This window comes from Aeribacillus sp. FSL W8-0870 (assembly GCF_037963755.1).
Taxonomy (GTDB): Bacteria; Bacillota; Bacilli; order Bacillales; family Aeribacillaceae; genus Aeribacillus; species Aeribacillus composti.
The window spans coordinates 917,047-936,158 of sequence record NZ_CP150165.1; the positions used below are offsets into that span (position 1 = coordinate 917,047).

A 19,112-nucleotide genomic window follows, 5' to 3' on the forward strand; every position below is an offset into this window, starting at 1 on the left:
GAGTCATAATTGTTTAAGTTATGATGAGGTTTTAGAATGCAAACCTACAACTTAATTCATCCAATCTCGAAAGAAAAAAGGGGCACGAAAATGTGCTCCTTTTTTAATCGGACTTTTTATAATAATCGCTATCGTGAAAAAACTTGCGGCTTCTTCGATAGCTGCTGCTTTTTTTCTATAATACTTCCAATCATTGAAGCTAATATTTGTTGAAATAAAATTCCGGCGATGACTGGAATAGCAACTGGACCTGGAAAGTAGGCAATGGCAATGACGGCTCCTGTACTAATGTTTCTCATCCCGTTGTTATACATTAAGGAAATGGTTGTACTTTGATCTTGTTTCAAAAGCAAACCACAGATCCAACCGATCGCATAGGCCATTAATGAAAGCACAAACACAACGGCCATAATCTTGATTAACTGAGCGTCAAACCCTTTAAAGTAAGGGGCAATACTTGAGCTGTTGATGGCAACAACTGCACCAATTCCTAATTTCGAAAAGGGTGAAAGCATTGTGGATAGCTTTTCTGTTATTTCCTTTTTCGTAAATTGATTGATGAACATCCCAAATAGGGAAGGAATTATAGATTTAAATCCATTGTTTTCCATCACCAAGTGGACGAAGGGAGTATTTGATTTTGTTACATATGGGAATGTCGACTTAATGGCTGAATTAATGGAAGATAACGATATCAAACAAACGATATTAAACATTTCCAAACTGACTAACTTGAATTATATTAGAGAATTACGTTCTCAGATGGATAAATTAAGGTATCAATTGGAAAAAGTTGATGACGTCCCAGTGCCTCAGTCGATGTTATTGTATTTAAAACCGGAATTACTTGATTTTGTCAATTATTTTAAAGGCGTCAATAATGATGCTGAATTCCAGTTCCGACTAGCAAAATGGTTTTTTGATCATAATCGATACGCTAATGGGTATATTTGTTTGGCTGAATCTATTATCACTTATTTACAGTACATTTATAAAAAAAGAATTCCTTCCATTGATTATCAGAACAAAAATGATCGAAAAAAGATACAAGATCTATTATTACATTTTTTGAAAAATGATTCAAACAAGGATTACCAAAAAATTGGACAGGTTTATGATGAAATAAGGATTATACGAAATCATATTGCTCATGCTGGTTTTGGGGATCACGATGACTATGATAAAGTTATCAAAAAAAGCTTGGAACTTGCAAATACTGTTGAAAAATATATTTTTCATAATTCAAATGAAACAAAACTGAGTAAACTTCCTTCTCTTTATGATTTTAATAATTTGCGAAAACGCCCTAATTTCCAAAAGGAATCATCTAGATAATCGAATAAACTATGGAAAAAGGATAATAAAAATAAAGAGTGTTATTCAAAACAATTGACATTTTGTTTATAAAACGTTAAGAAAAGATTAATTTTACTTTTACTCATAAAGTAGTTTCTTTATCAAATATTGAGGTGGGATTTCATTACACTCAACTTTATTATCTAACACCATATTTATATAGAACAAATCAAGTATTATATGTTTGAAGGATGTTAAGAAAAAATTTGTGCATCAAAACGTGAAGACCTTTGCAAAAGAAAATACCAGCCTTTTAGCGATTAAAAAAAACGATTTCCGACTGATATTCTATCTGGAAGATTACTTTGTGTTTGGTCTGTATTTGTTTGAACACAGCAATAACGTGCTTCTCAAATGAATTTGAGAAGCTTTTTTTTATGCTTAGAAATTTTTTTCATGAAATTGTACTGCAATGGAAGTTTAAAAGAGATTTATGAAATTGATTTTTCTTGTATAGATAAAATTTTTATTTTCGAAAGTTGGAAAAACTTTCATCAAGATTCTTAGTTCAACTCTCGTTTGGTAGGAATATGAATTAAAAAAATTCTTCTTGTTTCATTTAGAAACTTGTATAAGTTAACAAAATATTAATGTTGAATTTATATGTGATTTACATTCTATTTTTATACTGAAATCATAAACAATCAACAAAAAGCAAAAACAATTCACATTAAAAGGAGAAGTGAATGATGGGGAAAAATCATTTTGGGAAAGCTGGCAAGTCATTACAAGTCTGTATTTTAGGGTTAAGTTTATTAGGTTTGGCAGCTTGTGGAGGCGGCGGAAGTGAATCTTCTTCCAAAGAAATCGATACTGAATCACTTACTCTTGATGAAATTGTTGAAAAAGCTAAACAGGAAGGTGAAGTGAATAGTGTCGGAATGCCGGATACTTGGGCAAACTGGAAAGAAACATGGCAAGAACTTTCAGAGGAGTATGGGTTAAAGCATACAGATACAGATATGTCCAGTGCTGAAGAAATAGCTAAATTTGAAGCAGAAAAAGATAATGCGACAGCAGATATTGGTGATGTAGGCATCTCATTTGGGCCTGTAGCGGAGGAGAAAGAATTAACACTTCCTTATAAAACTTCCTATTGGGATGAAATACCTGATTGGGCGAAGGATGACAATGGTGATTGGGTTGTTGGCTATCAAGGAACCATTGCTTTTTTAACAAATAAAGAGCTTGTAAAAAATCCTCCAAAATCTTGGAATGATCTATTAGAAGGTGATTACAAAGTAACAGTCGGTGATGTTCAGAGAGCCACACAAGCGCAAATGTCCATTTTGGCAGCGGCAATGGCACTTGGTGGTAATGAATCGAATATTCAACCTGGTATTGATTTCTTCGCGAAACTTGCAAAACAAGGACGTCTTAGTTTAACGGACCCTTCCCCGGCCATGATTGAAAAAGGGGAAGTGGAAGTAGCGATTCTTTGGGACTTTAATGCTCTTAATTATGCTGATCAAATTAACCGTGAACAATTTGACATTACTATTCCAGAAGAAGGTTCTGTTGTCAGTGGGTATGCAACGATTATTAATAAATATGCAAAACACCCTCATGCCGCAATGCTGACAAGAGAGTATATATTAAGTGATGAAGGTCAAATTAATTTAGCAAAAGGATATGCACGACCAATTCGTAAAGTCGAACTGCCTTCAGAAGTAGCTGAAAAAATGATACCAGAAGAACAGTACAAAAATGCAAAACCAGTTGAAGACCATAAAGTGTGGGAAGAAACAGCAAAAAAATTGCCGCAAATATGGCAAGAAGAGGTGCAAGTACATGTCAAATAAAGTAATCGTCGTCGTTGTAGACGGAATGCGGTATGACAAAGCATATGATGCACTCGGATATTTACAGCACCTCGTTGAAATAAAACAAGCGGCATTATATAAAGTGAAATCGGAACTGCCAAGTTTATCTCGGCCATTATATGAAGTTTTATTGACTGGGACACCTGCTTCTACAAACGGTATAACAACTAACCAGACAGTTCGCTTATCGAAGCAAAAAAGTCTGTTTCACTTAACAAAAGAACACGGTCTTCGTAATGCCGCAGCGGCTTACTATTGGGTAAGCGAGCTTTATAATCGAGCACCATTTGATTTTGTAGAAGATCGTTTCCAAATGGATGAAACAAAACCTATTCAATATGGAATTTTTTATTGGGAAGATGATTATCCTGATTCTCATTTAATGGTTGATGCAGAATATTTAAGAAGAAAATATATGCCCGATTTTTTATACATTCATCCTATGGGTGTTGATTTAAAAGGTGAACAATTTGGAGCGGAATCTAAAGAATATCGGGAACAAATTTTAAAAGTAGGCAGTTTGCTAGCTCAAACTGTACCGATTTGGCGACAGGAAGGGTATCAAATTTTAATTACATCTGATCATGGAATGAGTGAAACAGGAAATCATGGTGGCACAACATCCTGTGAAAGGGATGTACCGCTATTTGTCATAAGCGAGAAAATAGAAGCTGGTGTGTATGATGAAGTGATTCCACAACTAGCCTTTGCGCCGCTTGTTTGTCAATTGCTGGGGATTGAACCTTCAGAAGAAATGATTTCATATCAAATGCCAGGACTAAAAAATAAAAAAGTTTTCAATTAATTCGACAGCCTTTGCATTTAGTTCATCAAATAAAATCGATCTAGCTTTATTGCTAGATCGATTTTAAAGGCGGAACAAACTAAAGGAGCGAAAATCCTTGAGAAAATTAAAGAAACAAAAATTATTTTTGTTGGTTTTGCTTTTGCCATTTGTTTTGCTTGTCATCAGTTTTGAGTTTTGGCCATTATTTGCTATGATTCATAACAGTTTTTTGGCGGATGATGGTAAAACACCTTCAATGATTCAATATTTTACAGTGTTTCATAGCTCTTATTATTTACAAGCTGTTCAAAACAGTGTTTTGATTTCGTTATTTTCATCAGTTGTCTCTATAATCATTGCAATTATAACGGCCTATTCCATTACCCGTTTTTCGAGAAAAATTCAAGATCGCATGCTGATGATTACAAATATGACATCAAATTTCGAAGGTATTCCGCTTGCTTTTTCCTACATTATTTTATTAGGGACTAACGGGTTATTTACACTTCTTTTTGCTGAACTTGGTTTAGATTTATTTGCCGAATTTAACTTATACTCATGGTCAGGTCTCATACTTGTCTATATTTATTTCCAAATTCCATTAGCAATTATGTTATTATATCCCGCTTATAAAGGGATACAAAAACAATGGATGGAGGCAGCATCTTTGTTAGGCGCAACAAATGTCCGCTTTTGGCTCCATATCGGCATTCCTTATTTGCTGCCTAGTATTGTTGGGACATTAAGCATTTTGTTTGCCAATGCTATGGGAGCCTATGCAACAGCTTATGCTCTTGTGGGAAACAATTATAATTTACTGTCGCTGCAAATTGCATCACTTGTTGCAAGTGATGTTGCATTAAAGCCGCAGTTAGGCAGCGCGCTTGGTGTTCTTTTAGCGGTAACAATGCTTGCTGCAATGTGGATTAATAACCGCATGATGCGGCGGATAAGGAGAGATTTATCTTGAAATTCAATAAAATTTTCCATAAAACTGTTCTTGTTGTTTTAGTTATTTATTTGCTCCTGCCGCTTGCAGCTACTTTGATATTTTCAATTGCAGGCAAGTGGGATCATACGTTATTACCGGAGAGTATTACTTTTAAGTGGTATGGAGAATTATTTAGTGATGAACGTTTTTATCAGGCTTTGCTTCGATCCCTATTTCTCATACTAGTCACAGTGGCGATAAGCAACATCATAATGCTCCCGACAATATTTATTGTTGCGGTTTATTTTAGAAGATTTGAAAGAATTCTTCAAGCTGTAGCGATGCTTCCGTACGGAATTCCGCCTATTGTAGGAGCAGTAGGATTGATTAAAGTATATTCCAGCGGTCCATTGCAAATCTCTGGTACACCATGGCTTTTAGTCGGTGCTTATTTCGTGATTACAATGCCGTACATGTATCAAGGTATTCGGAACAGCTTGCAAACAATTAATGCTCAAGAATTAGTCAGTGCAGCTGAATTGTTGGGGGCGACCAAGTTTCAAGCATTTCAAAAAATTGTAGTGCCAAACATCTTGTCAGGAATTTTCGTTTCGACCTTGCTTTCCATTGCATTATTGTTTGGTGAATTTGTATTAGCGAACTTGCTTGTTGGCGGACGGTTTGAAACGATCCAAATTTATCTTTATCAAAAGTTAAATAAAAGCGGGCATACAGCAAGTGCAATTGTTATTACATATTATGTCATTATTTTACTATTAACATGGATTATTTTAAAACTTAAAAAACGGCCGATGCAATTTCAGTCAGTATTTGGAAAACGGAAGCAGCTGATTTTAGTTGGTGAAAAAACAAAAGGATTTTTAAAGGGTGAACATAAATGAGCTACTTAATAATTGATCAGGTGACGAAGCGTTATCAGCAGCAAACGGTTTTAAATAAAATTTCTTTATCGCTTAGACAAGGAGAGTTCGCTACTTTACTCGGACAAAGTGGTTGTGGTAAAAGCACTTTATTAAGATCTATAGCAGGATTGGTCGATATTGATGAAGGAGCTATTCATGTAGATGGAAAAAATATTACAAATATGGAACCGCGTAATCGGGAAATTGGGATGGTCTTTCAATCATATGCCCTTTTTCCTAACATGACCGTTTTTGACAATATTGCATTCGGTTTAAAGATGAAAAAGAAGAAAAACATTAAAAATCGTGTGCAACGTATGATTGAGATGATGGATTTAATCGGTAAGGAAGATTCCTACCCTCATCAGCTTTCTGGAGGACAGCAGCAGCGAGTTGCACTTGCACGAAGTCTTATTTTAGAGCCGAAAGTATTGCTTTTAGATGAACCATTAAGTGCATTAGATGCGAAAATTCGAAGAAATTTGCAGCTAGAATTAAAAAAAATTCAAAGGGAGTTTCAGATTACCACTATATTTGTGACACATGATCAGGAAGAAGCGATGACAATGTCCGATACAATTTATATTATGAACGAAGGAAGCATTGTTCAATCTGGCATTCCAAGTGAAATTTATACCTCACCAGTTAATTCATTTGTGGCTAAATTTATTGGAAATTATAATGTTTTGCAAATGGATCAATTTCAGAAGATGATTCAAACAGAAGAGCTTGCTACTGAAGGACAAGAAGTGGCTATTCGGCCAGAAGTTATCGATTTAGTTGAGATAACAGCAGATGTGTCAAATATTGAAGAAAAATGGATTGTTCAAGGGACAGTTCAGGATGTTTCGATGATAGGCAATGTAATTAGGTACGAAATGAACGTCAATGGAGTTTTAGTGAAAGTAGATTATCTCCATTCTCGTGAACATTTCTTTAAACAAGGAGAAAATCTTCATCTAATCATTCCAAAATCGGAATGCATTGTGTTTTAAAGGAGGAAGTTTTAGTTAATGTCCATACTTCCAGAGGAAAGAAAAAATGCCATACTTCAAGAATTAGATCGAACCGGAAAAGTAAAGGTCATTGATTTTGCCGAGCAATTTCAAGTTTCTCAAGAAACAATCCGCCGGGATTTAATGATTTTAGAAGAAAAAGGACTATTAAAGCGAGTATATGGCGGGGCAGTAAAAAAATCTTATCAAGGAACAGAGCCTCCATTTGTACAGAGAAAAATAGTGAACCAAGAAGCGAAAATAAAAATTGGAAAAGCAGCGGCCATGCTTATTTCAGATGGCGACACAATTGTGATCGATGTTGGAACAACCGCATTAGAATTGGCAAGATCTATTGAAAATAAAAAAGAAATAACAATCTTAACAAATTCTTTGCCAGTTTCCTCAGTTTTAACTGATCTATTAAACCAAAAAATGTTTTCTGGAGAAGTATTGTTATTAGGCGGCCAACTAAATCCAAAGCAGCAGTCAGTAGGCGGAAGATTAACTGAAAAAATGTTAAGTCAATTTCATATTGATAAGGCCTTCATTTCAGCAGGAGGAGTTTCTATAGATGGCGGCGTAAGTGACTATGATTTGACAGAAACGTCTGTCTCTCAAGAAATGATACATGTGTCAAAAGAAATTATTTTACTTGTTGATCATTCAAAAATTGGTGTCGATGCTTTTTGTAAAATTTGTCCTCTTGAAAAAGTAGATGTGATTGTTTGTGATCAACCTATCCCAAAAGGGTGGAAAAATCATAAAAAAACAAATGGTATTAACTGGATTACTGCAGACTAATAAATCTGAAAGGATTTTATGATGAAAGTAGACTACCACGTTCATTTAGAAGAAGGACCATATTCATTAAATTGGTGGAATCGAACTGTTCGAGCGATTGAACAGTTTTGGAAAATCCCATATGATCCTCATTCTAAAGAATGGCTTATGGGAACAGCGAGAATTATGAATTATCGAATGGAACAAGGGGCATTTTCTTCATTTTGGCTAGATTTTTATTTAAAACAAGCAAAAAAAATCGGGTTAAAGGAAGTGGGAATAGTTGATCATCTATATCGATTTAAAGAAATGAAATCCTTTTATAAGAAATATATTTATTTAGAAAATGATCGACTTGGCACATTGCAAAATAATTGGTTGGATATAGTTTCATGTGTCTCAATCGAGCAGTTTGCCAAGTTGATAGAAAATGAAAAGCGAAAATGGGAAGCAGAGGGCGTTCGATTAAAGTTTGGGATTGAAGCAGATTTCTTTCCTGGGTGTGAAGAGGACCTTGTAGAGATATTATCTCAATATCAGTGGGATTATGTAATAGGTTCTGTTCATTTTTATAAAGGATGGGGATTTGATAACCCAGATACTAAAGAGTATTTTCACCATTTTGATTTAAATGTTCTTTATGAGGAACATTTTAAAGTTATTGAACAAGCCATTTCTTCAAAACTGTTTGATATTGTAGGGCACCTTGATAATTTAAAAGTATATGGATTTCGGCCAAATGAAGAAGATCTGAAAGGCTATTACCGCCATATTGCCCAAAGCTTAAAAGAAAATGATACGGCAACTGAAATCAATACAGGACTTGCTTACCGCTATCCGATTAATGAGATGTGTCCAAGTCCTGAATTTTTAAAAATTTTATCTCAATATGAAGTACCTATAACTATGTCTTCTGATGCTCATTTTCCAGATGATGTAGGCAATTTATTAGATGAAGCGAGAGAATTGTTAAAATCAATCGGCATTAAGAAAATAGCAACATTTGAGAAAAGGAAAAGAATTGAAATTGATTTAGACAAGTAGTACGGGAAAACTTATGATATTATAAACTGTTTTCAACTATGTACGAAAGAGATGGAAACTTGCAATTATAACGGAACCTCTTAAAAATTGTCGTCGACCTCCAATCGTGCAAAAATCCCGGGGGATCGACGACAATTTCTTTTTTAGAGTAACGATGCAAAATCTGCAGAAAATAAACGAAAAACAAAGAATTGATAAAAATTCCTGTTTACGCTAAAATTGAAATAACAAAATTTTCATTATTATCAAAATCTAGTCATATCAACAACTTTTGGGGGTTTTTATCTTAACTATGAGGAATTGAAACCCGCAGGAAAGATTCTTAATCATCGCAATGTATCTCAGTTTTTATCTTAACTATGAGGAATTGAAACAAGCTCCGCCTTTTCCTCGCCGATATACGGGCATATGTTTTTATCTTAACTATGAGGAATTGAAACGAGATGACCTTTCTCGCCTCTTCATTTTGTGCAATAAACAGTTTTTATCTTAACTATGAGGAATTGAAACTCGCCGAGAATTTGACCAAGAAGTGCAAACTCCTTCGTTTTTATCTTAACTATGAGGAATTGAAACTTTTGTTGCTTTTGTTGCTTGAGATATTCAAGTTCGTTTTTATCTTAACTATGAGGAATTGAAACGTGGTGGAGTGTACGGCATATGATCCGTACACTCAACGTTTTTATCTTAACTATGAGGAATTGAAACAACAAAACTGTGTTCCCTTCTTGGATCTCGGATAATGTTTTTATCTTAACTATGAGGAATTGAAACGCAAATTCGACGAGTATGAAGCTGATACCGCCATGTTTTTATCTTAACTATGAGGAATTGAAACTATTTCATATCGCGAACTTTCGGATACCCCATAAGTTTTTATCTTAACTATGAGGAATTGAAACTTGCATCTTCTTTGTCATCAAAATATCCAAGTGATCGTTTTTATCTTAACTATGAGGAATTGAAACTTTGACTCTAAAATATTCATTGTGTTGATACTTTTTCGTTTTTATCTTAACTATGAGGAATTGAAACTTCGATACATAACATGCACCAAACGCTTGATGACTTCGTTTTTATCTTAACTATGAGGAATTGAAACTATAGTATATAGTCGCTATTATTTATATACGTTATTAACGTTTTTATCTTAACTATGAGGGATTGAAACCCGAATCTAAAAGGTATGTTCTGGCTCACCGATGTACCGTTTTTATCTTAACTATGAGGAATTAAAACTGTATCAGACCGCAAGAAAAGCTGAAGCAACTCTCCGTTTTTTATCTTATCCATAAGATTTGAAACAATAATCTCGATATCACACGATAAAAGAGTAAGAAAATCATGGACAAATAGATGGAAAGTTTTTTTGTACAGTAAATAATCCACCTGCAGGAGGGCTTCCTGGTAATCCGTATGGTTGTAGGTACGTTACGATACCCAGCATTTGATGATGAAGAATTAAGCGAAAAAGTTGAATGTAAACCGTTTAATAGCATTGTTGAAGTGAAAGAATTTTTCTAAATCAGTTTATTAGGGCGAAGAAGAAATATTTTTGGATAAAGAAGCGACTTTTAAAATAAAGCAGATTATAGTGATCACAATTTTTTATGTGAGATGGTCAAGAAAATGAAAGAGGATAGTAAAGAACCTGTTGATATTAATAAAAATAAACCTGTTGATGATCAAAAAGAAAAACAAAATGAAGATACAAGATCTGATCGTTTTTCATGGAAGATAGATGATGTTGAATTCCATTAATTTTTCAAAAATTGGCGCTCCTTTTAGGAGTGCTTTTTATTTTACCTGAGAGAGGGTGTAATGTATAAGAGAAAAACGCATACAAGATTACGACGAAGACACAAGGGTATCTGACTATTACGGCACCGATCATTCGTCCTAGCGTATTCCCTTATATGTGATCGGATAAAACGGTTCTGATGGAAGCCGAGTTTGCAGGAGGAAATCTTTTCGGACAAAACAATTCAGGCAAAGCCGGTTCCTGATGACGGCCATCCGAATGAACCAGTCACATTGCAAAATTTCAACCGGCATGCAAAAGGGATTTCACTACGGATGAAGAGTACAAGATTTAAATCTGGTCATCTCTTTTACTGTCACATTCGGATTCATTCAACATTGCCTATTCGTTTGGAAGTCCCTATATATAACGGTTGCCGAAAAATATTTATTTAGCTCAGTTGAAAAACTGGGCTTTTTATTTCCTAAATATGGAAACAAATCCACTCCCCCATATACCGCTCCTCTTAAAAAAACGACAATTATGTCATAATATATAACATAAATACGTAAATTTTTAGTTAAAATACACAAAATCACATTAAAAATTGTGAATATTCGCTAATGTTAAACAACTGAAAAGAATATATAATAAATACACATTACGTATTGTGTTATAAAAATTAACATAAAAGGGATTGATCGTATTATAAAGGGGTGAATGAATGAAGACGTTGTTCATAAAAAATGCCAAAAATATTATTACTATGGATGAAAATCGAACGGAATACCCAGGCGGCAGCATGTATGTTGTCGGTCAAGAGATTAAAGCGATTGGCTATGATTTACCTTGTGAGTCAGCGGATATTGTCATTGATGCGCGCGGAAAAATTGTTTATCCGGGGTTAATCAATACGCATCATCATTTGTATCAGACTTTCACCCGCAATATCCCTTGGGTGCAAAATGTTGAGCTGTTTGATTGGCTAATCGCTTTGTACGATATTTGGCGCCATCTAAGGCCGGAAGATGTGTATTTAAGTGCTGTTGTCGGATTAGGTGAGTTACTTAAAAGCGGTTGTACGGCATCAGCTGACCATTTTTACGTTTTTCCGAATGGAGTCAGCTGTGAATTAATTGATGAGGAAATACGGGCAGCACGTGAGATCGGAATTCGTTTTTACCCAACTAGAGGCTCTATGAGTTTAGGACGATCAAAAGGGGGATTGCCGCCAGATGAAATCGTTCAGCCGGAGGATGTTATTCTTCGAGATACCATGAGAATTATTGAAACCTATCATGATCCTAGTAAATTTTCGATGCTGCGGGTAGGTGTTGCACCTTGTTCACCATTTTCGGTTAGCAAAGACTTGCTGCGTGAATCAGCGGATTTAGCACGCAGTTATGGCGTTCGGATGCATACCCATTTGGCGGAAACGATCGATGAAGAGGATTTTTGCAGAGAAAAGTTTGGCATGCGTCCTTTCGAACTAATGGAAGAAACAGGTTGGGTCGGCGAAGACGTGTGGTATGCGCATGGAATCTGGTTTGATGACAAAGAAATTGCCAAGCTGGGTGCTTGTGGCTGCGGAGTTGCTCATTGTCCGAGCAGCAATATGAAAATGGCTTCCGGAACGATGCGAATTATGGACATGCTGCAGGCAGGGGTAAAAGTGGGATTTGGTGTTGATGGTTCAGCTTCTAATGATTCCTCCAATCTATTATTAGATTTAAAAATTATGAACCTGCTCCATAATCTTCAGCATGGAACGACAGCGCTAAGTGCTGAAGATTGTTTGTCGATTGCGACGAGAGGTTCAGCTAAAGTGCTTGGCTGGGAAGATGCCATTGGTTCATTGGAAGTCGGCAAGGCTGCTGATATGTTTATGATTGATACGAATCGATTAGAATTTGCTGGTGCGCTTTTCAACGATACGGCACTTCCGATTCTAGCGGGCACACCGACAGTCGATATGACTATCGTTGGCGGACAGATTGTTGTAGATAAAGGGCGTCTTGTCAATATCGATGAAGAATCATTTGCCATGCGGGCGCAAAAAGCTGCTGAAAGAATGCTGGAAACGGCTCTTGAGCATACAAAAGTCAATTATAAAAAACCAAGAATAAGAAACTCAGCTATTCTAACTTAGATAAGGGGGGATAAGCAGTGGAAGCAATTCGAAACGAGATTGTCGCATTTCATCATGTTAGTAAGATTTACAATACCGGCACAGTCGCTTTAAGCCAATTCCATTTTTCCATCACAGAAGGGGAATTTATAAGCTTCCTCGGCCCGTCTGGCTGCGGGAAATCAACGGCATTAAGAATGGTGGCAGGTTTAGGCGAAGCTACTGAGGGCAAGGTAGAGGTATTTGGGCAAAACCCGAAAGAAGTTATAAAAAATACAAATGATGTTGCTTTTGTATTCCAAGATGCCAATTTGCTTCCATGGAGAACGGTGCTGGAAAATGTGATGCTGCCTTTAGAATTAAGGGGTTCGGATAAAAAAAGCCGCAAAGAGGATGCGATCAAAGTATTGGAGATGGTTGGACTAAAGGATCATATAAAGTCATATCCTAGGCAGTTGTCAGGCGGAATGAGAATGAGGGTGTCTATAGCTCGAGCGTTGGCTGCAAAACCTAAATTGCTGTTAATGGATGAACCGTTTGCTGCATTAGACGAGATTACAAGACAGACCTTGCAGACGGAGCTGCTTGAAATATGGAAAAGGGAGAAAATGACAATTTTGTTCGTTACTCATAATGTATTTGAAGCTGTCTATCTTTCTACTAGAATTGCAGTGTTGTCAGCTCGGCCCGGACGATTATCATCTATCATCGATGTCGATCTTCCTTATCCGAGGGAGCGGACAGATGAACGGTTTACAGAATATGTCGATATTTCCTCGCAAAGTCTTGAGAATAGTTCAACCCGAAGGGAGTTGGTATAAATGTCTGTACAAACAGCAACCACTCAAACGAAGGAAATTGTCGCTCAATCAAATAATACTGGCAAACTGAAAATATGGAGCAAATCAAAATGGAAGATTATTGGTCCGATTGCTGCGCTTGTTGTTTTTCTTTCTTTATGGCAGTTTGTACCGATTATGGTTGGCGTGCAGCCGTTTATACTTCCAAAACCGACGGACGTCCTTCAAGCGGCGGTTGAAGATTGGGAGTTATTATGGCCAGCCATACAAATAACGGTGGCTGAATCTGTGATCGGATTTGTAATAAGCGCCATCATTGGAATTGGCTTTGCGGTTTTATTAGCAAGCTCAAAAATTTTAGAAATAAGCATTTACCCGTATGCGGTTATTTTACAAACGATACCGGTTGTAGCTGTTGCACCGATCGTTGTTATCTGGTTCGGCTCGGGCTTCAATTCGATTGTGATGATTTCATTTTTAATCGGATTTTTTCCGATTATTTCAAATACGTTAATGGGATTGAATTCAGTCGATAAAAATATGAGCGAATTATTTACTTTATATAATGCGTCAAAATGGCAAAAAATGTGGAAGCTCCGAATTCCGGCTGCTATGCCTTACATGATGACCGGCTTAAAAATATCCAGCACGCTATCGATCGTTGGAGCTATTACGGGTGAATATATAGCTGGAATTGGCGGAGGAAAAGGCGGTTTAGGGTATGCCATTACGGTAGCAGCCGTTCAATTAAAAACACCATATTTATTTGCTTGTGGAATTGCCGCTGCTATTTTTGGGATTGTCTTTTACTTACTCGTAAGTTTGTTTTCTCATTTCATGCTGAGATCATGGCACGAATCCGCGATGAAGGGAGAAAAATAAAAAATTTGATCAAAAATTAAGTTGACATAATCACTATTGCTTACAAGAGCTGAATTTATTTGCTAACCTGAATCCGTGACAAAACATCTTTACAATGGTCGCAAACCGTTGATACGATAAGGGAAAACGACGTTGACGATTCTTCATCAAGTAGGTGATGTGATGAAAGATTTCCCGATTCGGTTTGTATTGACAGATGAAGCGATTACCCCAAGTGCTGGGCTTGCTCTCGTTGGCTACTTACTCCATCGAACGAAACTGGATAAACGGGTAAACGCACTTCGGCTTCCAACGGTTCGTCGAGAAGTGCACATTTCCCATAGCGATGTCATTCGCTCGATGATTGGCTTGCTTGCCACAGGAAAAACGGATTTCGATCATATCGAAGCGTATCGTCAGGACGATATCTTTTCGGCATCGATGGGGATTCAGCACGTGCCTTCCTCTCCAACCTTGCGACAACGACTCGATCAGCTCGCTTGTCTTCCGATGACCGAAACGATTCTTTGGGAGGAGTCCATACGTCTGTTGATTCAACGACATGCCACTTTGTCCCCTTGTTGGACCAAAGGAAAGACGACATGGCTTCCCCTTGATATAGATGGTTCCCCATTTGACAACTCCGATACGAAAAAAGAAGGAGTCAGTCGAACGTATAAAGGATTTGACGGTTTTACACCGTTGTTTGCGTATGCAGGGAAGGAAGGGTATCTCGTTCATGCCGAGTTGCGTCCAGGGAAACAACATGTGCAAGACAACATGCCCTCGTTTTTAGTCACCGCTATCCGTCGAGCTCGTCAACTGACTTCATCTCGTCTGCTTGTTCGCATGGATGCAGGAAACGATGCAGAAGCGAATGTGCACGTATGCCTAAAGGAAGACGTGGACTTTGTCATCAAGCGAAACTTACGCCGAGAATCGAAAGCGCTTTGGTTCCAGATCGCTTCGCAAAAGGGCAAACGTGTCGATGATGGACAAAGCGAAGGAGTACAAACCTATGAGCTATGCCTTCCACAGAAGGCAGCGATCGATGGAAACACGTATACGTACGTTCAAGTCACCCAAGTGACGGAACGGACGATGGAACGCAATGGACAGCTGATGCTCGTTCCTGATTATGAAGTGGAAAGCTATTGGGTGCGGCTCAAAGGATACGAGCATGTTCGAATGAGCGATGTGCTCGCGTTGTATCATGACCATGCGACATGCGAACAGTTTCATAGCGAACTGAAGAGCGACTTAGATTTAGAGCGGCTTCCATCTGGGAAGATGAAAACGAATGCGCTCGTGTTGGTCATGGGAGCCTTCGTTTACAATCTTCTTCGTCTGATTGGACAAGATCTATTAAGCGATCCGAGACATCCGTTGCACCACAAAGTGAAACGCCGCCGCATCAAGACGATTATTCAGACGGTGATCACGATGGCAGGGCGACTCGTCCGTCGATCACGACAGATCTGGATGAAACTGACGCGAAGGAGTGGCTATAGCGAGCCCCTACTGAACGTCTATCAGAAATGGAGAGAGGCAAGATAACGAACGAATGTTCGGGAACTGATGTCCAACGTCACTCCCTGTGCTTTTTTGTCTATTTTTTTGGTTCGTATACCTAAAAAAGAGATTTGTTCCATTTTCGGAAATAGAGATGACATAGGTCATAAGCATAAAAAGGGTTTTATGGATTATCAATCCATCAAAATTACAACAAAATCAAAGTCGATTTCAATTCATCACGGATTCAGGGCTAATTTTTTTTGCATAAAAATGGTTTGCTGCGTTAGGGAACGAGCTTTATTGAGTTTCAAAAAAAGTGCAAAAAGGGGGAAAAAGAATTGAAAGCATGGCGCAAAGCGAGTTTTCTATTAATCGGGATTATATTCATGTTCTTCCTCACCGCCTGCGGCGGACAAGAGTCGAGCAGCTCAACAAACGAGGGAGACAGCGCTTCGAATGAAGAGAAAAAAGACTTAAAAGATGTAAAAATTGTATTAAATTGGTTTCCGAAGGCGCAGCATGGCGGTTTGTATGCAGCACAAGAAAACGGATTGTTTGAAAAAAACGGTTTAAAAGTCACGATCGAACCGGGTGGGCCGCAAGTCTCGTCTATTCAAATGGTTGCATCTGGAAGTGCTGACTTTGGGCTTGCACATGCTGACCAAATGGTTATTGCTAGAAATCAAGGAATTGAATTAGTCGCTGTAGCTGCTGCCATGCAAGGAAGCCCGCAGGCATTAATGTTCCATAAAGGAAAGGGAATTGACGATTTTGATGAATTAAATGGAAGAAAAGTATATATACAGCCTGGTATTACGTATTGGGACTTTTTGAAATCTAAATATAATTTAAGTAATGTACAAGAATTGGCTTATACAGGACAGCATTCGAATTTTATTAGCGATCCCAATTCTGTAAGCCAAGCCTTTGTGACTTCAGAGCCGTTTTTCTTAAAAAAAGATGGAGTAGATGTAGAAACGAAGCTCATATCTGATGCAGGTTATAATCCTTATAACGTTGTGTTATATGTTACAAAAGACTATTTAGAAAAAAATAAAGAAACTGTCAAAGCATTTGTGGATGCTTTTGTCGAAGGATGGTATTTATACAAAGATTCTTACGAAGAGATTAATAAAGTGATTCAGAAAGACAACGCTGATATGGAATTAGAATCATTAAAATTTGAAGCCGAAACACAAGTGGATTTTGTATATGGAGGAGATGCAGCAGAGCATGGAGTCGGATATATGACGGAAGAACGCTGGGCAACATTAATTAAACAATTGCACGATCTCGGTTTATTAGAAAAAACATTTGATGCAAAGGAAATTTTTACGACAGAATATTTGCCAAAACATGAATCGAAATAAAAACGAAAACGAAAGCTGGGCAGCTTATATTTGCTCAGTTTTTTGTTTTAACCAAAAGCTTTACTGTAAAAAAAAGAAATCGGCTTATATGCCGACTTCAAAAACTGATCTCATACATTAAAATTTAAAAGTCCTTTTACTCCTCGTTTTTCACTTGATTATATGCTTGATCAAGATTTTGCAGTCTTTTCAATATTTCAGCATTTTTGGTTAGCTGGTCGTAAATTAAAGTTGAGACGACAGATCGGTAGTAGCTGTTCATGGCATCAATCTTTGAAGATTTTTCTTTATTCATTTCAATGTACTGTTTAAAGTTTTCTTTAAAATAGGAAACAGAAAAAAGCTGTGTCATGTTCGTTCCTCCAAAATTTTAGATTCTTTTTTTAAATTCTTCATGTAAAATAGAACTAAAGGGGGGGAGTTCTGATGCATATAAAAATGGACTTAGTCCAAAACCAATCCTTGAGATTGGCGATGACGAAAGAGCTGAAGCAAGCCATTGGGCTTTTGCAATATTCTACAATCGATTTAGTATCTTACTTGAGGGAAATTACGCTTGAAAACCCCTTTGTGGAATTGGAAGAATCCCATCCACCGATATTTTATCATAATCAAAGAAAGCAGCAGAGGGCTAGCAAGGAGGATGGCCGCTGGATCGAAAATATGCCGAAAAAAGGGATGGGGCTAAAAGATCATTTGCGAAATCAGCTCGTAGAATTTCGTTTTACCGAAAACGAACGGCGTGCTATTCATATTTTAATCGATGCAGTGGACTCAAATGGTTATATGTCAGAAGACTTATCCCGCCTATCGGAAAAGTTCCAAATTTCGATCGATCTTTTGGAAAAACAGCTGTCTGTGCTGCAATCATTAGATCCAATTGGCGTCGGGGCACGTTCGCTTCAAGAATGCTTGCTTTTGCAGGCTAAAGAAATCGAGGAAAAACCTGAAGGCTCCGAGTTCGTGTTAAAAGAGCATTTTCATCTGTTTGCCACAAAAGCTTGGAAGGATCTTTCCAAAAAGACAGGTCTGTCGCTGAATGCTCTTCAGCAAATTTTCGATTTTGTTCAAACATTGAATCCAAGACCTGGTCTGCAATTTGATGAGGAAACCCCGAATTATATCATCCCTGATTTAATGATTGAAGAGCGAAATGGAGATTGGATTGTATATTATAATGAAGATCTTTTGCCGCAAATTAAAATCAATCGGGACTACGAACCGATTGTACAAACAGAAAAAGAAGTAAAATCTTACGTACAGACTAAACTCCATCAAGGACGCTGGCTGTTAAAATCGCTTGAGCAGCGGAAGGAAACGCTTGTCAAAGTTATGCAGGAAATTATACGATTTCAGAAAGACTTTTTCTATTTGAAAAACAACATTTTGAAACCGTTAACATTAAAAGATATCGCTGATTCTCTTAACATTCACGAGTCGACTGTAAGCAGAGCGGTCAATGATAAATTTGTTCAAACTCCTTTCGGTTTATATGAGTTGAAATATTTTTTCACTAACAAAGTGGGAGAAGAAGATACATCAAGTGCGAATGTTAAACAGGTCATTCAGCAATTAATTGATCAAGAAAATAAGCAAAGACCGCTTTCAGATCAAAAAATTGCCAACCTGTTGAAAGAGAATTATAATATGAATGTTTCGAGAAGAACAGTGGCCAAATACCGCGATCAGCTCAATATCCCTTCGTCCAATTTGCGAAAAAGATATAATTAGAAAGGAATTGGATTCGTGAATCAAGTGGTTCTTTATACGAAGCAAACATGTCCATTATGTGATGAAGCAAAGGAATTGCTGTATAAGCTGCAAGCTGCAATACCCTTTGATCTGAAAGAAAAAGATATTTATCAAGATGACCGGCTGCTGGAAAAATATCAACTAATGATTCCAGTGATTGAAGTGAATGGAAAGATTGTTATTTTTGGGAAAATTGAAGAAAATTCTTTAAGAAAACGTTTGCTGGAACTTGTTTCTGTTGATTAACATTTGCGCTCCTGCTAAAATAATATATGTAGCAAGGGGTGAATTTTTTTGCTATAA

The 19,112-nt window shown here is 37.1% G+C and carries 18 protein-coding genes and 1 CRISPR repeat array; of the genes, 16 read left to right on the forward strand and 2 right to left on the reverse strand.

Features of this window, described 5'->3' with window-relative positions:
* Positions 1–128: 128 nt before the first annotated feature.
* The gene (locus NSU02_RS04405) at positions 129–611 is read right to left on the reverse strand and encodes a hypothetical protein (RefSeq protein WP_339195869.1); all 483 of its coding nucleotides are present in this window, start codon (positions 609–611) and stop codon (positions 129–131) included.
* On the opposite strand from NSU02_RS04405, the gene NSU02_RS04410 reads away from it, so the two are divergent.
* From NSU02_RS04410 to NSU02_RS04475, 14 genes are all read left to right on the forward strand, one after another.
* Positions 559–1,335 (forward strand): TM1812 family CRISPR-associated protein, encoded by a 777-nt coding sequence (locus NSU02_RS04410; RefSeq protein WP_339194441.1) that lies wholly within the window; start codon positions 559–561, stop codon positions 1,333–1,335. The two genes, NSU02_RS04405 and NSU02_RS04410, sit on opposite strands and share 53 nt — an antisense overlap.
* Before the next feature lie 707 nt (positions 1,336–2,042).
* A complete protein-coding gene (locus tag NSU02_RS04415) occupies positions 2,043–3,158 on the forward strand; it encodes an extracellular solute-binding protein (protein WP_339194443.1) in 1,116 nt (371 codons plus the stop codon).
* Positions 3,148–3,984, forward strand: coding sequence for an alkaline phosphatase family protein (locus NSU02_RS04420; RefSeq protein WP_339194445.1), 837 nt, complete (start codon positions 3,148–3,150; stop codon positions 3,982–3,984). Before NSU02_RS04415 ends, NSU02_RS04420 begins: the two co-directional genes overlap by 11 nt.
* A gap of 97 nt (positions 3,985–4,081) precedes the next feature.
* The gene (locus NSU02_RS04425) at positions 4,082–4,936 is read left to right on the forward strand and encodes an ABC transporter permease subunit (RefSeq protein WP_339194447.1); all 855 of its coding nucleotides are present in this window, start codon (positions 4,082–4,084) and stop codon (positions 4,934–4,936) included.
* The gene (locus tag NSU02_RS04430) at positions 4,933–5,799 is read left to right on the forward strand and encodes an ABC transporter permease subunit (protein ID WP_063386972.1); all 867 of its coding nucleotides are present in this window, start codon (positions 4,933–4,935) and stop codon (positions 5,797–5,799) included. Before NSU02_RS04425 ends, NSU02_RS04430 begins: the two co-directional genes overlap by 4 nt.
* The gene (locus NSU02_RS04435; protein WP_339194449.1) at positions 5,796–6,815 is read left to right on the forward strand and encodes an ABC transporter ATP-binding protein; all 1,020 of its coding nucleotides are present in this window, start codon (positions 5,796–5,798) and stop codon (positions 6,813–6,815) included. Before NSU02_RS04430 ends, NSU02_RS04435 begins: the two co-directional genes overlap by 4 nt.
* 18 nt (positions 6,816–6,833) lie before the next feature.
* The gene (locus NSU02_RS04440; protein WP_339194451.1) at positions 6,834–7,619 is read left to right on the forward strand and encodes a DeoR/GlpR family DNA-binding transcription regulator; all 786 of its coding nucleotides are present in this window, start codon (positions 6,834–6,836) and stop codon (positions 7,617–7,619) included.
* Between the two features lie 21 nt (positions 7,620–7,640).
* Positions 7,641–8,642: a histidinol phosphate phosphatase domain-containing protein gene (locus NSU02_RS04445; RefSeq protein WP_339195674.1), complete on the forward strand. Its 1,002-nt coding sequence runs from the start codon at positions 7,641–7,643 to the stop codon at positions 8,640–8,642.
* A gap of 277 nt (positions 8,643–8,919) precedes the next feature.
* Positions 8,920–9,948: direct repeats of the CRISPR family, unit length 30 nt; unit sequence GTTTTTATCTTAACTATGAGGAATTGAAAC.
* Between the two features lie 323 nt (positions 9,949–10,271).
* Positions 10,272–10,403, forward strand: coding sequence for a hypothetical protein (locus tag NSU02_RS04450; RefSeq protein WP_339194454.1), 132 nt, complete (start codon positions 10,272–10,274; stop codon positions 10,401–10,403).
* Between the two features lie 704 nt (positions 10,404–11,107).
* Positions 11,108–12,532 carry an 8-oxoguanine deaminase gene (locus tag NSU02_RS04455; protein WP_339194456.1) on the forward strand — a complete coding sequence of 475 codons (1,425 nt, stop codon included), beginning with the start codon at positions 11,108–11,110 and terminating at the stop codon, positions 12,530–12,532.
* A gap of 17 nt (positions 12,533–12,549) precedes the next feature.
* Entirely contained in the window at positions 12,550–13,332 is a 783-nt protein-coding gene (locus tag NSU02_RS04460) for an ABC transporter ATP-binding protein (protein ID WP_066249138.1), read from the forward strand.
* Positions 13,333–14,193, forward strand: coding sequence for an ABC transporter permease (locus NSU02_RS04465; RefSeq protein WP_063386965.1), 861 nt, complete (start codon positions 13,333–13,335; stop codon positions 14,191–14,193). It begins immediately after the preceding gene.
* A 162-nt stretch (positions 14,194–14,355) separates the two neighbouring features.
* A complete protein-coding gene (locus NSU02_RS04470; RefSeq protein WP_044899598.1) occupies positions 14,356–15,729 on the forward strand; it encodes an IS1380-like element ISGsp2 family transposase in 1,374 nt (457 codons plus the stop codon).
* A gap of 296 nt (positions 15,730–16,025) precedes the next feature.
* On the forward strand, positions 16,026–17,057 hold the full coding sequence (locus NSU02_RS04475; protein WP_327862679.1) for an ABC transporter substrate-binding protein: 1,032 nt from the start codon (positions 16,026–16,028) through the stop codon (positions 17,055–17,057).
* Positions 17,058–17,193: 136 nt separating this feature from the next.
* Here the strand turns inward: NSU02_RS04475 and yvfG are convergent, their stop codons facing one another.
* Positions 17,194–17,409 (reverse strand): protein YvfG, encoded by a 216-nt coding sequence (gene yvfG, locus NSU02_RS04480; protein ID WP_063386963.1) that lies wholly within the window; start codon positions 17,407–17,409, stop codon positions 17,194–17,196.
* Positions 17,410–17,483: 74 nt separating this feature from the next.
* On the opposite strand from yvfG, the gene rpoN reads away from it, so the two are divergent.
* Both rpoN and NSU02_RS04490 read left to right on the forward strand, forming a co-directional pair.
* Complete coding sequence (gene rpoN, locus NSU02_RS04485; RefSeq protein ID WP_339194458.1) at positions 17,484–18,788, forward strand: RNA polymerase factor sigma-54; 1,305 nt, start codon at positions 17,484–17,486, stop codon at positions 18,786–18,788.
* A 15-nt stretch (positions 18,789–18,803) separates the two neighbouring features.
* Positions 18,804–19,055 (forward strand): glutaredoxin family protein, encoded by a 252-nt coding sequence (locus tag NSU02_RS04490; protein WP_339194460.1) that lies wholly within the window; start codon positions 18,804–18,806, stop codon positions 19,053–19,055.
* The last annotated feature ends 57 nt before the right edge of the window (positions 19,056–19,112 follow it).